The 16,084-nt window shown below is 47.0% G+C and carries 15 protein-coding genes; 7 read left to right on the plus strand and 8 right to left on the minus strand.

The annotated features are described in order from the left end of the window. Window positions 1-114 precede the first annotated feature (114 nt). Entirely contained in the window at window positions 115-1,329 is a 1,215-nt protein-coding gene (locus J2Z28_RS23470) for an MFS transporter (protein WP_211084498.1), read from the plus strand. A gap of 111 nt (window positions 1,330-1,440) precedes the next feature. Here the strand turns inward: J2Z28_RS23470 and J2Z28_RS23475 are convergent, their stop codons facing one another. Together J2Z28_RS23475 and J2Z28_RS23480 are read right to left on the minus strand one after the other, a co-directional pair. Next, the gene (locus tag J2Z28_RS23475) at window positions 1,441-1,851 is read right to left on the minus strand and encodes a DUF2000 family protein (RefSeq protein WP_211084499.1); all 411 of its coding nucleotides are present in this window, start codon (window positions 1,849-1,851) and stop codon (window positions 1,441-1,443) included. Beyond that, complete coding sequence (locus J2Z28_RS23480; protein ID WP_211084500.1) at window positions 1,848-2,411, minus strand: type 2 periplasmic-binding domain-containing protein; 564 nt, start codon at window positions 2,409-2,411, stop codon at window positions 1,848-1,850. The genes J2Z28_RS23475 and J2Z28_RS23480 overlap by 4 nt, the downstream gene beginning before the upstream one ends. 217 nt (window positions 2,412-2,628) lie before the next feature. Between J2Z28_RS23480 and J2Z28_RS23485 the strand changes: the two genes are divergently transcribed. Continuing rightward, window positions 2,629-3,870, plus strand: coding sequence for an ATP-grasp domain-containing protein (locus J2Z28_RS23485; protein WP_211084501.1), 1,242 nt, complete (start codon window positions 2,629-2,631; stop codon window positions 3,868-3,870). Between the two features lie 66 nt (window positions 3,871-3,936). Further along, entirely contained in the window at window positions 3,937-5,220 is a 1,284-nt protein-coding gene (locus J2Z28_RS23490; protein WP_211084502.1) for an MFS transporter, read from the plus strand. Between the two features lie 42 nt (window positions 5,221-5,262). Here the strand turns inward: J2Z28_RS23490 and J2Z28_RS23495 are convergent, their stop codons facing one another. Further along, on the minus strand, window positions 5,263-6,324 hold the full coding sequence (locus J2Z28_RS23495; RefSeq protein ID WP_211084503.1) for an oxidoreductase: 1,062 nt from the start codon (window positions 6,322-6,324) through the stop codon (window positions 5,263-5,265). A 156-nt stretch (window positions 6,325-6,480) separates the two neighbouring features. Between J2Z28_RS23495 and J2Z28_RS23500 the strand changes: the two genes are divergently transcribed. Then, the gene (locus J2Z28_RS23500) at window positions 6,481-7,344 is read left to right on the plus strand and encodes a LysR family transcriptional regulator (protein ID WP_211084504.1); all 864 of its coding nucleotides are present in this window, start codon (window positions 6,481-6,483) and stop codon (window positions 7,342-7,344) included. A gap of 150 nt (window positions 7,345-7,494) precedes the next feature. On the opposite strand, the gene J2Z28_RS23505 is transcribed toward J2Z28_RS23500, so the two are convergent. From J2Z28_RS23505 to J2Z28_RS23520, 4 genes are all read right to left on the minus strand, one after another. Further along, on the minus strand, window positions 7,495-9,561 hold the full coding sequence (locus tag J2Z28_RS23505) for a methyl-accepting chemotaxis protein (protein WP_211084505.1): 2,067 nt from the start codon (window positions 9,559-9,561) through the stop codon (window positions 7,495-7,497). A gap of 228 nt (window positions 9,562-9,789) precedes the next feature. Beyond that, a complete protein-coding gene (locus J2Z28_RS23510; protein WP_211084506.1) occupies window positions 9,790-10,896 on the minus strand; it encodes a Leu/Phe/Val dehydrogenase in 1,107 nt (368 codons plus the stop codon). 287 nt (window positions 10,897-11,183) lie between these two features. Beyond that, the gene (gene cdaS / locus J2Z28_RS23515; protein ID WP_211084507.1) at window positions 11,184-11,813 is read right to left on the minus strand and encodes a sporulation-specific diadenylate cyclase CdaS; all 630 of its coding nucleotides are present in this window, start codon (window positions 11,811-11,813) and stop codon (window positions 11,184-11,186) included. 214 nt (window positions 11,814-12,027) lie between these two features. Beyond that, the gene (locus tag J2Z28_RS23520) at window positions 12,028-13,542 is read right to left on the minus strand and encodes a DUF6359 domain-containing protein (RefSeq protein ID WP_244988489.1); all 1,515 of its coding nucleotides are present in this window, start codon (window positions 13,540-13,542) and stop codon (window positions 12,028-12,030) included. 224 nt (window positions 13,543-13,766) lie between these two features. Between J2Z28_RS23520 and J2Z28_RS23525 the strand changes: the two genes are divergently transcribed. From J2Z28_RS23525 to J2Z28_RS23535, 3 genes are all read left to right on the plus strand, one after another. Continuing rightward, a complete protein-coding gene (locus tag J2Z28_RS23525; protein ID WP_211084509.1) occupies window positions 13,767-14,060 on the plus strand; it encodes a hypothetical protein in 294 nt (97 codons plus the stop codon). Between the two features lie 153 nt (window positions 14,061-14,213). After that, complete coding sequence (locus J2Z28_RS23530) at window positions 14,214-14,369, plus strand: hypothetical protein (RefSeq protein WP_017691064.1); 156 nt, start codon at window positions 14,214-14,216, stop codon at window positions 14,367-14,369. Between the two features lie 124 nt (window positions 14,370-14,493). After that, window positions 14,494-15,051, plus strand: coding sequence for a GNAT family N-acetyltransferase (locus J2Z28_RS23535; protein WP_211084550.1), 558 nt, complete (start codon window positions 14,494-14,496; stop codon window positions 15,049-15,051). A gap of 163 nt (window positions 15,052-15,214) precedes the next feature. On the opposite strand, the gene J2Z28_RS23540 is transcribed toward J2Z28_RS23535, so the two are convergent. Then, window positions 15,215-15,991, minus strand: a complete 777-nt coding sequence (locus tag J2Z28_RS23540) for a Crp/Fnr family transcriptional regulator (RefSeq protein ID WP_235193905.1) — start codon at window positions 15,989-15,991, stop codon at window positions 15,215-15,217. Window positions 15,992-16,084: the final 93 nt, after the last annotated feature.

A 16,084-nucleotide genomic window follows, 5' to 3' on the forward strand; every position in this document is an offset into this window, starting at 1 on the left:
TATACGTTTAGTTTATTATATATTTGTAATTAGTGTACACACCGTTTAGTAATTAACGTTTTTAAATATCACCTGTTTATTGGGAATACCAATTTAGAACTGTGGAGGATGATTATGATGGATATGAGACAACAAGTGAAGAAGGCACCTGTGCCCACCTGGATTATTTTTTTGCTGGCATCCGCTTGTGGATTGATCGTGGCAAATCTGTATTATGCTCAGACCGTTATCGGTCCGATCAGCATCACAACGGGTCTGTCTTCTGCCGCTGCCGGATTGATCGTAACGTTGACTCAGATTGGTTATGTCATTGGTTTGCTGTTTATCGTGCCGCTCAGTGACATTACCGAGAATCGACGCCTGGTCGTGCTTTTCCTCATCGTACTGGTTGTTGCCCTGATTGCTGCCGCTTTCTCGCCCACTGCTGTTGTATTTCTGACTGCCTCTCTATTTATTGGTATAGGTTCTGTGGTCGCTCAAATTCTGGTGCCCTATGCAACATATCTTACTTCCGAGGAACAACGCGGACGGGTTGTTGGCAATGTAATGAGTGGTCTGTTGCTGGGCATCATGCTGGCTCGTCCTGTCGCGAGCTTTATCACCAGCCTCTTCGGATGGCAGACGGTCTTTGTATTCTCCGCCATTGTCATAACACTTCTCATGCTGCTCCTATCACGTGCTCTTCCTGCTCGCCAGCCTGAACCCACCTTGAACTACGGGCAATTAATCGTGTCCTTGGGCACACTGTTCAGAACGATGCCGCTGCTGCGCCGCCGGGCGTTCTATCAGGCCAGTCTGTTTGGTGCCTTCAGCTTGTTCTGGACCACGGTTCCGCTCAGACTGGCTAACGATTTTGATATGTCACAGCAAGGCATTGCCTGGTTCGCACTGGCTGGTGTCGGAGGTGCTATTGCCGCTCCTATTGCCGGAAGATTGGCTGATCGCGGACTAACACGTATTCTGACGGGTGCTGCCATGGTGATCGCTGCTGCTTCGTTTGGTCTTGCTTATGTGTTCCAGAGCCACTCCACGTTGGCATTGATCCTGCTTGTGATCGTAGCGATCACATTGGATATGGCTGTCTCAGGAAATCTGGTGCTGGGTCAACGCATCATCTATTCGCTAGGAAATGAAGCGAGAGGACGTGTGAATGGCATATTCATGTCGATCTTTTTTGTTGGCGGTGCGATCGGTTCATCCCTTGGAAGCTGGTCTTATGCTAACGGGGGCTGGAGTCTCACAACGCTGATTGGTCTAATCATGCCGCTGCTAGCTTTGGTGTATTACTTTACGGAAAAGAAAGCAGCCGTTGTCAGCAAACATCTATAAGTGCGTGTTCAAAAAGGGCGGTTTTCAGTACCTTGAACAACCTCTATAACGATTCTTTCATATGTAAAGAAGGGCAGAGTGATCTCTAAGATCAGCTTCTGCCCTTTTCCCTTATTTCATGACACTGAATTTTTTGGTCGCTGCCCTGACTTGATCATCTTCTCCCCAAACAATGACACCTACCACTTTGGTAGCTTCCAATTCCATCGAAGCAATCTCAATTGTATATTGTTCAAAGGCATTGTTGAGCGACTGACCTGTCTGTGAAAAAACAACATGGCTCAGTTCCCCGCTGTCATCTGCGCAGAGTTTGGCCAGATTGATCAGTTGATTCTCCCCGGCCTTCAGAATGACCGTGCTATATCGGATGCCCGCATGCTGAACGCCGCTATGATCCAGCACAGGTTGATCAGCATATAACCCCGGCTCATTCAGGGCTGCTTGTCCCATTAACAGGGCGGCCACATTGGCGGCGGCTCCAGGTTCCAGATTTTTATCCAGTATAATAGCAATTCTTTTCATATGACTGCATTCACCCTCTGTGTATTTTGTGTAAAACATACCCATGGCATGTTGATTCCCTCGCGCAACACCTTGTAGGTCACAAGTCCGTAATGATCAGCGCATAGCTGATTCGTGAGCGCAATGGACTTCTCCTTGTTGAGCATGACCTTCCTGCAAGCTTCAGGGTTGGACGATACGGTGCTATTCTCTCTATAGGTTGTATCAAGTTCAGATAACAAGTATGTGGTTGCTGGATGATGATAGATAATATCGATCTGATCGGGACATACCGCATGGAAGCCGGATAGAACCAGCGCAGGAATTTTCTCCACAAAACTCTCAGACACCGCTAGTTCAGAATCCATGATGAAGCTGTTGAGCTTGGGATACGCCCCGGGGACCAGCAAGCAGGATATGATCCCTGATCTCAAGTCTTCCGCAGCCGCTTCAAATTCAGGGTATGGCTGGATACGTTCCGAGTTGCCTAGCTTCTTCGCGATATGCATGCTGCAAGTCAGGAATCCTTCATCGTCTCCCAGCGTTCCCAGTATGGCATATTTCTCTTTAACGATCTCCATTTATTTCTATTTCCTCCTTTTTATTTCTAATCCGCTAAAGATCGTATACCAAAAAATTCCTATTGTCAATTAACACTTTAACGCAACATAAATATGTATTTTGGTTCATATTTTTAACCAAAAGGTGTATTCAAAGTGGAAAATATTGAGCTATAATGTTATGAAATGAATTTTTACTATTTTTAGTATTTTGTTGAAAGGGGATATACGAGAACGTATGAAAACCATTGTATACATATCTGATTTCAGGCTTCCAACTGGATTAAACTTCGTTAAACCTTTGCAGAAATTGGCGGATCACAAGAAAATTCTGATTATTGAACGGCATAATTTGCATCATGATGAGGTCCTCAGGGACTTCTTTGATGAAATTAGATATGTCGATCATCTGGAGTCGGTAGATGCCATCCGGGAGCATATGATGCAGATCCGAGAATCTCATTCCATCTCTGCTTTGTTAACGCCGGGTGAGAATGCGATTGAGATCGGTGGTCAGCTCCGTTCCGAGTTCGGGATCCCCGGTATGCAGCGCAATCAGGCTGAGGCTGTTCGCAACAAATGGATCATGAAACAAATGCTGCATCAACGCGGAATTCGGACATCCGAAATTGCCATTGCTTTACATGAACAGGACTATATTCGTTTCACTGCTGTACACGGCTTCCCGATTATTGTGAAGCCACTCAGCGGATATGGAAGTATCAATACGTTCAAATTGTCCAGCATGGATGAACTGGTACATTATCTTCACCATACAAGACAAGCACAGCAAAGGGATTTGCTGGAGGAATTCATCCACGGTACGGAGTTTCATTGTGATTCCATTGTGTCTAAGGGTAAAGTTGTATTTGCATCTGTTTCCCAATACCTGTATAACTGCCTGGATATTGCGACGAAGCAGAAACCTCCAGCCAGTATTACGTTCCCTGAAGGCACGGAAGCTGATTTTATCCATCACATCAAAGTACTCAATGAACGGGTCATTGCTGCCTTGGGTATCAATCAATCCGTAACACATGCCGAACTTTTTCTGACTCCGGAAGGAGAAGTGGTGTTTGGAGAAATTGGTGCAAGAATCGGGGGATCACATGTTATGCCTCCTTGTATCAAGAACACCCATGGCGTTGATTTCTTCGAAGCCGTCACTGATCTGGAAGTTGGAATATATGAATTTAAGCAACAGGAGACAAGCCATAAATTCACAGGCATGATCTGCTTCCCTTCACGCGCAGGGGTAATTCAACACATATCCGGGATAGAGGATTATGCGGATATCCCTGGCATCGTTGAGTTCAATGTATCCTATCAAGTGGGGCAGCGCGCCGGGGACGTCAACGATACCATGACCCGATCAGGCTATGCTATCGTGGAGGGTGATTCGTTCGAGGAATTGCGTCAAACCCTGCTGGATATGTACGATCGCTTCAAGATTGAAGTGACGGTTGCTGAAACCGTATAAGATGTACGGATCATCCTCACTGTTTTTGGTCTGGAGTGAAGGTTATCTTGGGGAGGGCTGGAATTATTGTCGTTATTCAAAACCTACGCGGGTCTGAGCCGCGATATCTATTATCTCTGTTTAGCCAGAACGATTAACAGCACGGGAGATTTTGTATTCTCCCTGATTACCTTGGTGCTTACGTTACAGATGGGCATGAATGTGGTCAGTGCAGGGATCTTTGTATCCATGGCAGCCCTGATTAGCGGACCCGGTGTACTTCTCGGCGGCTATTTAAGCGATGTTATGGGCAAAAAAACAATTATTGTCATCGGGCAACTGTTGTCTGCCATCATGATTATAAGCTGCTCTTTTTGGTCAGGCACCATTACGGTTGGTTATCTTCTGATTGCAGTCATGTTCTTCATCAGTATTACCCGGCCTGCTTATAATGCACTGATTATTCAACTGTGCACAGAGGAGAAAGAGCGAAAGTCCGCCTTTTCCCTCATGTATCTGGGGGCCAATCTGGGTATAGCCATCGGACCACTGGTCGCCGGTTTTTTTATCAAGGATCACGTCAACATTGTCTTTATAAGTATTGGTACCGTGTTTCTGATATCTACTTTTATCATCATCAACCAAGTTAAAATCGGCACACGCAAGGAATTGGCATCAACAAACAGCGAACATGCTGGACAACAAGAACAACAACGATCGAGCCAACCGCCTTTGCCGTTATTCAGACTACTGCTGAAAAACCCACTCGTTGCCTTCTTCATCGTCGTGTCATTTCTTAACTATTTTATCTATATGCAATACTCATTCAGCCTCCCACTCCAGATGAATCACTCGTTTGGCGAGAACGGGGCTGCATATTACGGCTCTGTCATGACCATCAATGCCATTAGCGTCATTATTCTTACCACCGTGATCCTGTCCGCTACACGCAAATTAACTGCCTTAAACTCCATAGCTACAGGCGCACTCTTCTATGGAATCGGATTTGGAGCCTTGAACCTGCTCGGTTACTTCCCCCATTTTTCCATCGTCGCCTTATCCACGGTGCTGTGGACCATTGGAGAGATTCTCGTGCAGACCAATATCAATCTGTATATTGCTTCGCGTGTACCCGATACACATCAGGGGCGGTTTAATGGCTTGCTGTTATTCGTAGGTTGCCTGGGTTATACACTTAGTCCATATTTGACAGGCATTTTCATCAAAAGCATGGACATGGAAAGTGTATGGATCATTATTCTGGCTTTCAGTCTGTTCTATGCGTTGTGTATGATCATTCTCTGGTATATCGAAAAAAGCTCAACAAGAAGAAACGAAATGAAACCGCTGGATCACTCCAAAAGTATCTGAACCTCAGGGCAGCCTATTCTGCCCTTTTTTTTCACTTTATTTTCACACCAACACTGGCAGATGCGTAGCAGCATCATACTCGACCAATCGCTCACCAGCATTCAATTTACGCACCAGATCAGGGTTAGAGATAAACGGTCTGCCGAACGCAGCCAGATTTATACTTCCCTTACCAATCGCGTGCTCCGCGGTCTGAACATCCAAATCCCCCACACCAATGATGATTCCAACCCACCTACTTCGAATCCGCTCGTGAAAGGACTGCTCCCCTTCCCATGCTTTTGCATAATGGTCTGTTGAGGGATGCAAGATCGTAATTCCCGTCTCGCGGAACAAGTTCAGATATGCATCGATCATTCCAGCTTTGTCTACCCATGCATAGGATGCATCATCATCCTTTTTCTCAGAAAATCGTACCGATATGCGATCCACAGGGATCTCTTTTTTCACAGCCACAATAATATCCCGCAGGAACCGCAATCTACCCGCAGTGTCTCCTCCATATTTGTCTGTTCTGTGGTTGGTCTTCTCATTGATAAACTGGTCGATCAGATACCCATGCGCAGCATGCAGCTCGATCCCGTCGAACCCCGCGAGAACTGCATTGCGGGCAGCAGTCTGAAAATGCTGAATCGTATCCGCTATATCCTGTGTACTCATCGCCTGGGGAACCTGATACGGCTTATGCAGCTTATGCACTCTTCCCTCTGCCGCAAGGCTGGAAGGTGCAAGTGGAGCCGTTCCGATCAGATCCGAGTGGGACAACCTGCCGACATGCCATAGTTGAGCAATAATGGTGCCGCCATGTCTGTGAACAGCATCCGTTACCCTTTTCCAAGAAGTCGTCTGTTCATCTGTATATAAACCGGGGATGCCGTAGGTGCCTTTGCCTGCCAGATTCGGGTTAATGCCCTCGGTAATGATCAGTCCCACACCATCTCGCGCACGCTGCTCATAATACGCCACCATCTCATCCGTTACGGTCCCCTCCTGATCATCAGCAAATCCCCGGGTCAACGGCGCCATCACAATTCGGTTCCTTAATTGCCACTGGTGAATCTTTACCGGGCTTAATAGTACTGAGCGTGTATTCAAGTTATCCATGTCATATCCCTACTCTCTTCGTCTTTAAGGATATTGTAAGGCGACCCTGATATATCGTAAAATGATTGAAATATATAGTTGTATCTCTCAAAGAGATACCTAACATCAACATCTGCGGAAGCAATTGAAGTTAATCCACGTTCAGGAGGATACAACATGGAACTTTCCGATATCGATATTGTTCTCGCGGTGGCGCGTTCAGGCAAAATCTCACAGGCCGCCAAAGAACTGAATTACGCGCAATCCAATGTCACCACACGCATCAAAAAACTGGAGCAGGAATATCAAATCCAGCTGTTCAACCGTTTTCCCAAAGGTGTTGTACTGACCTCCAAAGGAGAACAGTTCGTCCAGTACGCCACACAGATTCACAATCTTTTGCACGATCTGAAGCAGGATATGACCGATCCCGGGGAGCCTTCTGGCACGCTGAAAATCGGCATTGTGGAAACGGCGGCATCCAGCCGTTTTATGGAGATTCTGAATGAATATCAGATAACCTACCCGAAGGTGTCCATCTCACTCGTCAACGCAACTTCACCCAAAGTACTGCGCAAGAAAATACAGGACGATGAGATTGATGGTGCTTTTATCAGCGGGGCTTGTGTGAAAGAAGGTTTGAAGGTGGAATACGAGATGCAGGACACCGTTCATATCATCTCCAAGCAGATGGATACACCACCCGAAAGTCTATGCCAAGTATCATGGGTCGTTTTCCCCGAGGGCTGTCCGTATCGTGAAATGACCGAAGAATTTTTGCAGGAAGAAGGGTTGTCCGCACGTAATATCATCGAAGTGAGTACGATGGAAAACCTGCTTAGCTGTGTGGAGTCAGGAATTGCTTTTACCATTATGCCGTGCAGCGTTATTCACAAGAAACCGGATGATTTCTCCGTATTTGATCTGGCAGATCGCTATACTCATACCACGACAACCTTTGTCCGCGGTGAGGATCGGTATGTCAGTAGTGCGCTGGATCAATTCATGAAGCTGCTGAACCAGAAGTGCATCACGTTTTGAAGATACAAGCTATACCACATCACACGGAACATTGCCCTTATTACGCATTAATTGGATGGGGACAGGGGTGCTGGTTGCAAAACCAAAAAACACTCCGAAGAGTGTTTTTTGGTCATCCTTTTTTCCCTCTATACCATATTCAATTAACCCTTACTCCACCTTGAATCGCGCAGCCGATTCGGCCAGCTTTTGCGTCAATTGATCAATCGTATCGACCATGTTGGCCAGCTGCTGTACTGTTGAAGATTGCTCCATCATGGTTGCTGTTACCTCTTCAACCGAAGCGGATACCTGCTCTCCTGAAGCTGACAAACTATGGGCTGACTCCAGTACATCATCCTTATTCTGTAACATCTCCTGCATCTGTCCTGCCATCGTAGCGATCTGTTGATTAATGACCGTTACCTTCTCCAGAATCACATCAAATGCCTGACGAGTCTGCAAGACAAGCTCATCCTGTCTGGACGAGATGGTGTAAATTTCGGCAACACTTTGGTTGTTCTCGGCAACATCGGCCAGATTCTGCTCGATAATGCTGGAGATTTCCTTGGACTGGCGGGAACTCTGCTCTGCCAGGTTGCGGATCTCCTCAGCTACAACTGCAAATCCTCTGCCATGCTCACCTGCCCGTGATGCTTCAATGGAAGCATTCAATGCAAGCAGATTGGTCTGCTTCGCAATCTGGCTGATGGCTTCCGTGATCTGACTAATACTGCCCGAACTCGTTTGAAGTTTGACGGTAATCTCCGAGATTTTCTCCACTTCCCGTTCGTTCACCTCGTTGATACGCATCAGTTCATTCACGACTTCATTCCCGTTGTGGAATACAGATTCGATCTCATCCGCTCTTGCCTTCACATCCTGTGCACTGCTGTTCATGGCAGCCACTTTATCGCCAAAGCTGTTGAATTTGCCTGCAATCTGCTCGGTATCTTCCGATTGGGCCTCCATGGCTTTTGCAATCCCCATGGACGTCGCCGATGTCTCATCAATGGATCTTGCCGTCTGTCTGGATGTCTCCTCCAACTCCTGAGTGCTGGCCTGAAGGACATGAATCGAACTATTCATATCGGTAATAAGGTTCCTGTTCTGCTCCACCATACCATTGAAGCTCTCCGCCAGATCTTTGAATTCACTGTTATATCTGCCATTGGCCTTAACGGTCAGGTTGCCTTGAGCAAGCTGTTGGAACAGACCGCTCAGACGTATGATAGGTCTTGTAATACTACGAGAAATCAGCAATCCCACACCAATAGCCAGAGCAATCCCGATCAATATCACGATAACCATCTGGCGCTGCATATCCTCTATCGGACGCTTGATATCGTCATAATCGTCAATAATGAGCACAGAGAGATCTGCACCCGGAATCTGATTAATACGATAGTAGGTATCTTCTCGGTCCATGGAAGTGACTTTCACTTTGTCGGTGGCTCTGGCCTCGATAATTCCCATCGCGTCCTTATCCTCTTCCAGCGTTTGTCCCACAACGGAAGGGTCCAGTGAATCATACATAATGATGCCGCTCCGACTCAGTACTTCAACTCTGCCTTGACCATTGATTTTAATGTCTCCGAGTTGCCCCAGGAAGAAGCTGCTGTCCACCGACATAGCAAGCACACCCAGGTTATTCCCCTCTTCATCGATGATGGGCTCCGAGAATACAATAATTAGCTTCTTGCTAGTCTTAGAGACGACGGCATCACTGATGAAGGACTTCCCCTGTATGGACTCCTTAAAATATTCCCGATCTCCCCGTGACTGACCAATCACTTCCGGCATGGTTCCTGCCACCATGATCCCTTCCTTGTCAAATACGAACAGGTCTGGCTTGCTTCCTTCCGTTTCCGATATACTGTTGGTCAAGATCGTATTGGCCTTATTGAAAAACGGGTTATCATCCGATAAAAATTCTTCATCCGTCATATCAGTTGTATTACGCAGCTCCAAGAGTTCCTTGAAGGTATTATGTACGGATATCGCATGACTCAATTGTTGTTGAAGCTGCATCGCTGTCCAAAGCCCTTCCCCAAGGCGGTCAGCCATCACATTCATTTCATCCTTGCTTTTCTTGACCACAACATCAGATGAAATCATATAACTTGTGGTCGTTGCACCAAGCAGAACCAGAACAACCAATACACTGATCATGAAAGGCAGCTTGATTTTAAGCGACATATTTTTGAGCTTATGCCCTATACCTTTTCTTTTCCCCATTTCCTTCTCCCCACTTCCCTGAACCATCTGCATCTGCACGATGTACATACATTATCGGAAAAATCCATAGTAAAATTGATCGATTAGGGAGATATTGCCACTGTTTTTCTTTTTTTAATTCTGATAGCAACATAAAAAAATGGCCTGTCAGATCGACTATCCATCTTTGGAATGGATGTTGCCGTTATCTAACAGACCGTTTTAAGTTTTTTTATGAATCTATTACGTTTACTTGCGCAATCTCCGGGAACTCAATGCGTGATGACCATTCTGCAAGAATGTACTGCGCGTATTCTTCATCTGTTCAATCCGTCGCTCAGCCAGACGATCTGCAGCAACATAGGTTGCGATGCCCTCGGTACGTGAGCTTTCGAATATTTTCTCCAGATTGGAATAGATCTCTCCGATCTTGCTCCACGCCCGATCCGCGTTATAACCGTTCAACTCATCCGCAATGTTAATTACACCACCTGCATTGATAACATAGTCAGGCGCATATACGATGCCCATATCATATAATTGATCCCCATGACGGGTCTCCAACAGCTGATTATTGGCACAGCCCGCTACAACCTTTGCCTTGAGCGTTCTGAGCGTATCGTCATTAATCGTACCGCCCAGTGCACATGGTGCATAGATATCACATTCCACACTCGTGATGTCTGCGGGATCAACTGCTGTTGCGCCGAATCGGTCCACAGCCTGTTTCACCGAGTCCTTATGGATATCCGTAACGATCAGATGTGCACCTTCCTCATACAGATATTCGCACAGATGCATCGCCACATTGCCGACTCCTTGGACCGCTATCGTTTTACCCTCCAGCAGATCGGTACCAAATGCTTCTTTGGCTGCTGCCTTGATCCCCCGATATACACCCCAAGCCGTTGCAGGCGATGGGTTACCGGATGAACCATAACTCGCGGAGATACCTGTCACATAATCGGTTTCCTGATAGATCAGGTTCATGTCCTCTTCCGTTGTTCCTACATCTTCGGCTGTGATATAACGTCCGTTCAATCCTTGAATATATCGTCCAAACGCCCGAAACATCGCTTCATTTTTGTCACGCCGCGGATCTCCGATGATAACGGTTTTGCCACCGCCCAGATTCAGGCCAGATACCGCATTCTTATATGTCATACCACGGGCAAGGCGCAGGGCATCTTCAATGGCGGCTTCTTCTGAAGCGTAAGTCCACATCCGCGTGCCTCCCAGCGCAGGGCCGAGTGTTGTGTCGTGTATGGCGATAATTGCTTTTAACCCTGAATTTCGATCCTGGCACAGAACCAGTTCCTCATAATCGTGATGCTCCATTGCTTCAAACCAACTCATGTGCTAACCGTCTCCTCCAACCATTTTTGCGATCCAATCGCATTGTTCTCTACTCATTGACCATCCTCTATTGTACCCATGAATACCCAGTTTGTGCAAAATCACATCGCAATGTCAGAGAAGCATCGATCGATGTTTCTCATATGGCGAGAGCAAAGCTGTAGAATTTCAGATTATAATTTTATCGTCTATCAATAGAAAAACCTCTCTCCCTTACAGGAGAAAGGTACACTTCCCTCAACAGCATCAACTTAATCGCCCCAAGTAGGCCACTTGATCGTTCACATTTAAGGGAGCGTCTCAACCACATTAATTGGATGCAAATCGCCATCCACAGCAAATGAAGCCTGTCCTGTCTCCTCGGAGACAACCAACACAACCGCATCCGTCAATTCACTTAATCCCAATGCAGCCCGACGACGAGTGCCTATTTTTCGTTCATGCACTTCCGCTTGCGACAACGGCAGCACATTACCAGCGGATACAATCTGATTACCACGAATCAGAACAGCCCCATCATGCAGAGGTGCACCGGGAATAAACAGTGATTCCAGCAACGCATGCGTCACTCGTGCATCCACAGTCACCCCTGAGTGAATGATCGACTCCAACGGAATCTCCCGTTCAATCACAATCAACGCCCCATATCTCCGGTCCGATAGATGCTGTACGCTCGATGTTAATTCGGCAAACTTCTCGGTAAAGGGTGACAGATAACAATCCAGATAAAACGAAGAGGCGAGCACCTCGATCTGCTTGATCTCCGCTCGAATCTCTGCAAATTGCCCCAGCAGACAGGCACTGTCATTGTCAAATCGGGATAACGTCAGATTCATACGTTCTGCTACACGATGGAGGTCTGCCTTGAGTTTCTGCCTCATTGAAGAACTGTCACAGTCTGCTTGCCGGTTCATCATTCGCCGCCTCCTTGGTTGGGTTGGGCTTCACGCCGCATCATTAGTACCCATACCTTCCCCTCTGGAGCACATATTTATGCAATGGCGGGGCTGTAGGAGCTAATCACGAGCTTCATTGTAACTGATATAACAAGCAAAAAAAGAGCCTGTCCGCGAATCGAAATTTCACGGTCAGACCCTATTCGCATAATGATTTGATGTTTGCCTATTTCACTTATTGCGCTTTGCCGTATGAACCTGTCTTAAATGTAGTCGGATCATACCATTTGTATCCCGTCGCAGGTGCAGCCCATGGCTCAAGTTGCGGCTCGGTTGATGCGGCCGGAGCTTCGATAGGAAGGAGGCTTGTTGCCGTATCCAATGTCAGTCCTGACACTTGTGCCAGACTCGTGTAGCTCTCTTTGACCGCGAGCCATTTCACAGTATTCACAAGGAACGTTGCATCATCCACTTCTTTGAATCCATCGTAGGTCTTCTTGGTAGCACCGGTCTCTTCACGCAAATATTTCGGAGTCGCGTCTTCTACAGGTGAAGAGTCGCCGATAAATGCGGCTTTGCCTGCACCAACCTTTGCAATGGCAGCATAGGCTCCTTCAGCTCGTCCACCACCATTGTATACGCCCTGATCCACGGCATTGCCCCACTTGGACACACCACTTGGTACATACACCAAGCCTTTGGCCTTGTTCGGGTCTATAATCGCAATGGTCGATCCCGCATGCATGGCTACAGAATTAACACCGGCCGTAATGCCAAAGGATTGAGCAGGTGCAACGATATCCGATGCATTAACATCTCCAAGGGCATTGTAGCGGAAACGGACACCAAAGTTCGTCGCGAGCCAATCTGAACTTGTCACACTCTGCATCGCTGGTGATTCGGCTTCAGCCGAAGACATGCCTTTGGCCGGATTCAGGAAGGCACCGCGGCGATAACCGTTGAATACTTCGGAAGAATCCCAGCGGTTTTTGTTGCGGTCTGCATTATAATGGTCGGAGATGAAGAAGATACTTCCTCCGTTCTGCACGTACTGCACCAGCGCAGCCTGCTCAGTCGCTTTGAACGGCACGTTGGCTTCGCCGATGACAAAGACGTGGTAATCTTTCAATTTATTATAAGTGATGGCTTGCTCACCGAATGTATACGGGATGCTGCGTTCCAGCTGATCCACGGCAAAGCCTGCGTTTCGCAAACCATTGGCAAAATCCGAAAATGCCCCGTCAATAATCCAGTCGGCAGCACCCGCTGTCTGGGCGTGGGTATTATCGAACAATACTTTCTTGCCGGTACCGTCCGGCAGTGTTGTACCCGGGTTCGGTTCTGGATCAGGATTGGTTGTTCCGGAGGAAAGTGTGATGGACGTTGGGTTTTTGACTCCTGCATAGCTGTTGTAGGCACCGAGGGTTCCGGTTACGATGATCTTTTTGCCTACAAGACTCGGATTGGAAGCCAGTCCATATTGCGAACGAAAAGATGCGGGAATCTGTACATCCAATAATCTGGCGTTGGTTCGCTCTGACGCTGAATCCGCAATCAGAACATTAAAATCATTGGCATACGGAGATGTAAACTTCGCGGTAAGCGACCCGGTAGCATGTCCAACAATGATTCCTTCAACCGTTGCTGTGCCTCCACCGCTCTGGGCAGCGATGGCCTGAGATACCGTAAGTGGTGCTGCAGCTTGTACCGGACTTTGCGAACCCGGCCCCAGCAGTGCGGTTGCCATCATGATAAAGACCAGGAATGCCCCGATCCAGTGCTGCCATAACGCCTTCTTCATATTCCCTTTCTCCTCCTCCAAATTACCTGATAATGGGTTATCCTCCTTTAATTTAATTGTTCATATGCTGAATTCCTCTTTCTTTTTGTAAAGTTTATGAAAAAGTTTAGAAGTTGAGTCTATTGGCCCATACTGATTATCATTAGAATTCCATTTACCGAAGGAGTAAAACGATGATGAAGTTAATATTTTTGTTGCTCTTGTTGATTGTTCCGCTGATTATGGCTTATGTTGCTCTTCGTTCCCGAATGGTTACCCGAGTATTTCATATTCTTGCGCTACTCTGTTTCTACAGTGCGGCAACTGTCATCGCTGGTGATGTGTATGCAACGAATGCTCATATGACCACATTCACCACCGAGATCCACCATTTCTTGCTGAATGGCTGGTTCCTGTATCCGGCTGCTTATCTGGGTGTATATATCCCCTATGTGTTGTGGATGAGCCTATTTTCAGAAAAAAGCTAAATTCGAGGCGGACTTGGGATTGCATTTTGCCAGCGTTCATTGCATAATGAATATACAAACATGATAATGATTATCATTCTTGAACTTGTCTCTTTGTAACTTTCTACTGCATATGATTTTACGATTTTATAGATAAAGGGGAACAAACATCGAATGAATACAACTCTGCAAAAGGCTGATCTGCAGCTTGACGATTATTTGGATCTTCTGAACCTGGCAACCAACCTGGGTGATACGAGATGGCAAAAGGAAATTATCCGCAAGCTGGCTTATACTTATCCCGCAGTTCAATGTAAACAACCACAATAGCATTCCACATACATCATAGATCTACATTATGGCTCATGACCGATTCATTCGTTGAATCTGTTATGGGCTATTTTTGTTGTACAATGTACAGTAAAGTTACTCAAACGTGAAGGAGTGAACAATGATGCAACTGGAGACCGACAGACTGATCATCAGGGATATTCTGGAGACAGACTGGAAAAGTATACATAGCTACACATCCATGCCGGAAGTTACACAGCATACAGCGTGGGGGCCGAATACCGAAGAAGATACACGAGCATACGTGAAGTTTGTGTTGGACACACAGCAGGCACATCCAAGAGAGGGCTTTGAACTTGCAATATGTTTGAAAAGTGATGGAACTCTCCTTGGCGGAGTAGGTATTCACGTGATGGAGAAAACCAATGCAGAGATCGGTTACGTCCTTAATCCCACCTATCAAGGAAAAGGGTATGCCGCCGAAGCAGCCAGTGCTCTACTAGGCTTCGGTTTCAACAAACTGGGCATTCACCGGATTTACGCCAAATGTCGTCCGCACAACACAGCTTCGGAGAATGTCATGAAGAAGATTGGCATGCAGTGTGAAGGTCTGCTGCGGGAGCACTGGTTCTACAAAGGTTCCTTTCATGATTCGGTGCTCTATTCGATTCTTGCAACGGAATATGCACATGAACAATTTCAAAGAAACACAAAAAGCTGACTCCCATATATGGGACGCCAGCTTTTTTTCTTTTACTCCGTAACGACCCCAATCGCCAATGGAGGTGAAGCCTTGAAGCCTCATTTGGAATCCAAATCAAATTTGTTCCTCGGGAATGCAACCGTTGTGCTTCCCTCAACTCGGAACACCGGAACAAGTTATTTTACAGTCGGCACAGCTCTACCGGACAGCTCGGGAATGTAGGACATCCACACATACAACGCAGGGCTGCCAGGTCACGAATCATCAGTTTGCCGTCCATCATATCCAGCGTACCTTGTTCCTTCCATGCCCCCAGCATCCGCGTTACGCTCTCCCGGGTCGCTCCAATCATCTCGGCAAGATCGGTATGGTTCAGCTTCATGTCCAGCACAATACCATCCGGTGTAACCCTACCATACGAATTGCTGGCACGGATCAGTGTCGAAGCGAGCGCACCCGCCTTGCCATAGAGCAGCAAATCACGGAATCTCGACTGGGTGATCCGCTGCGACAGTGCCATCCATTGCAAGAATTTCAAGGCAAGGTCGCCATGTTTGCTGAGTATACTTTCCAGATCGCTAAGCGAGATAATGGCCAGTTCCCCTTTTTCCGCCATCTCTGCACTGTAGCTATGATTCAATCCGCCGATGCCGCCGAATTCACCGATGAGATCGCCGCTTTGCTGAATGGATAAAATAATTTCCTTGCCATCCTCCGTCGACTTGGTCATTTTCACTCGTCCCGAACGAATGTAGTACAGATATCCGGCTTCATCGCCTTCGAGAAAGAGACTATACCCCGACTTCACCCGTTTGGGCTGCATTTTTGCTTCAATCAGGCCCCATTGCTCAGATGTAACGAACGAAAGGATTCCGCCTGTTTCTCGTGTCATTTTGCCCGCCTCCGTTTGTTTCTGCTCTGCTCTCTGGGTTGTTCTTTCTACAAATACTGTACCCATACCTTCGTCCCCCTCGGTGATTCCTTATGTATCCATCATACCGCGAAAGTAGCGCGAGGGTTATCGGGGGATTACCTGATCCTTAACGAGAAA

The sequence above is a fragment of the Paenibacillus xylanexedens genome (assembly GCF_017874615.1).
In the GTDB taxonomy this organism is placed as follows: domain Bacteria; phylum Bacillota; class Bacilli; order Paenibacillales; family Paenibacillaceae; genus Paenibacillus; species Paenibacillus xylanexedens.

Coding starts and splice junctions, on each gene's coding strand:
- J2Z28_RS23470 (WP_211084498.1), top strand. CDS start 115: ATGATGGATATGAGACAACAAGTGAAGAAGGCACCTGTGCCCACCTGG.
- J2Z28_RS23475 (WP_211084499.1), bottom strand. CDS start 1,851: ATGAAAAGAATTGCTATTATACTGGATAAAAATCTGGAACCTGGAGCC.
- J2Z28_RS23480 (WP_211084500.1), bottom strand. CDS start 2,411: ATGGAGATCGTTAAAGAGAAATATGCCATACTGGGAACGCTGGGAGAC.
- J2Z28_RS23485 (WP_211084501.1), top strand. CDS start 2,629: ATGAAAACCATTGTATACATATCTGATTTCAGGCTTCCAACTGGATTA.
- J2Z28_RS23495 (WP_211084503.1), bottom strand. CDS start 6,324: ATGGATAACTTGAATACACGCTCAGTACTATTAAGCCCGGTAAAGATT.
- J2Z28_RS23500 (WP_211084504.1), top strand. CDS start 6,481: ATGGAACTTTCCGATATCGATATTGTTCTCGCGGTGGCGCGTTCAGGC.
- J2Z28_RS23505 (WP_211084505.1), bottom strand. CDS start 9,561: ATGGGGAAAAGAAAAGGTATAGGGCATAAGCTCAAAAATATGTCGCTT.
- J2Z28_RS23510 (WP_211084506.1), bottom strand. CDS start 10,896: ATGAGTTGGTTTGAAGCAATGGAGCATCACGATTATGAGGAACTGGTT.
- cdaS (WP_211084507.1), bottom strand. CDS start 11,813: ATGATGAACCGGCAAGCAGACTGTGACAGTTCTTCAATGAGGCAGAAA.
- J2Z28_RS23520 (WP_244988489.1), bottom strand. CDS start 13,542: ATGATGGCAACCGCACTGCTGGGGCCGGGTTCGCAAAGTCCGGTACAA.
- J2Z28_RS23525 (WP_211084509.1), top strand. CDS start 13,767: ATGATGAAGTTAATATTTTTGTTGCTCTTGTTGATTGTTCCGCTGATT.
- J2Z28_RS23530 (WP_017691064.1), top strand. CDS start 14,214: ATGAATACAACTCTGCAAAAGGCTGATCTGCAGCTTGACGATTATTTG.
- J2Z28_RS23535 (WP_211084550.1), top strand. CDS start 14,494: ATGCAACTGGAGACCGACAGACTGATCATCAGGGATATTCTGGAGACA.
- J2Z28_RS23540 (WP_235193905.1), bottom strand. CDS start 15,991: ATGGGTACAGTATTTGTAGAAAGAACAACCCAGAGAGCAGAGCAGAAA.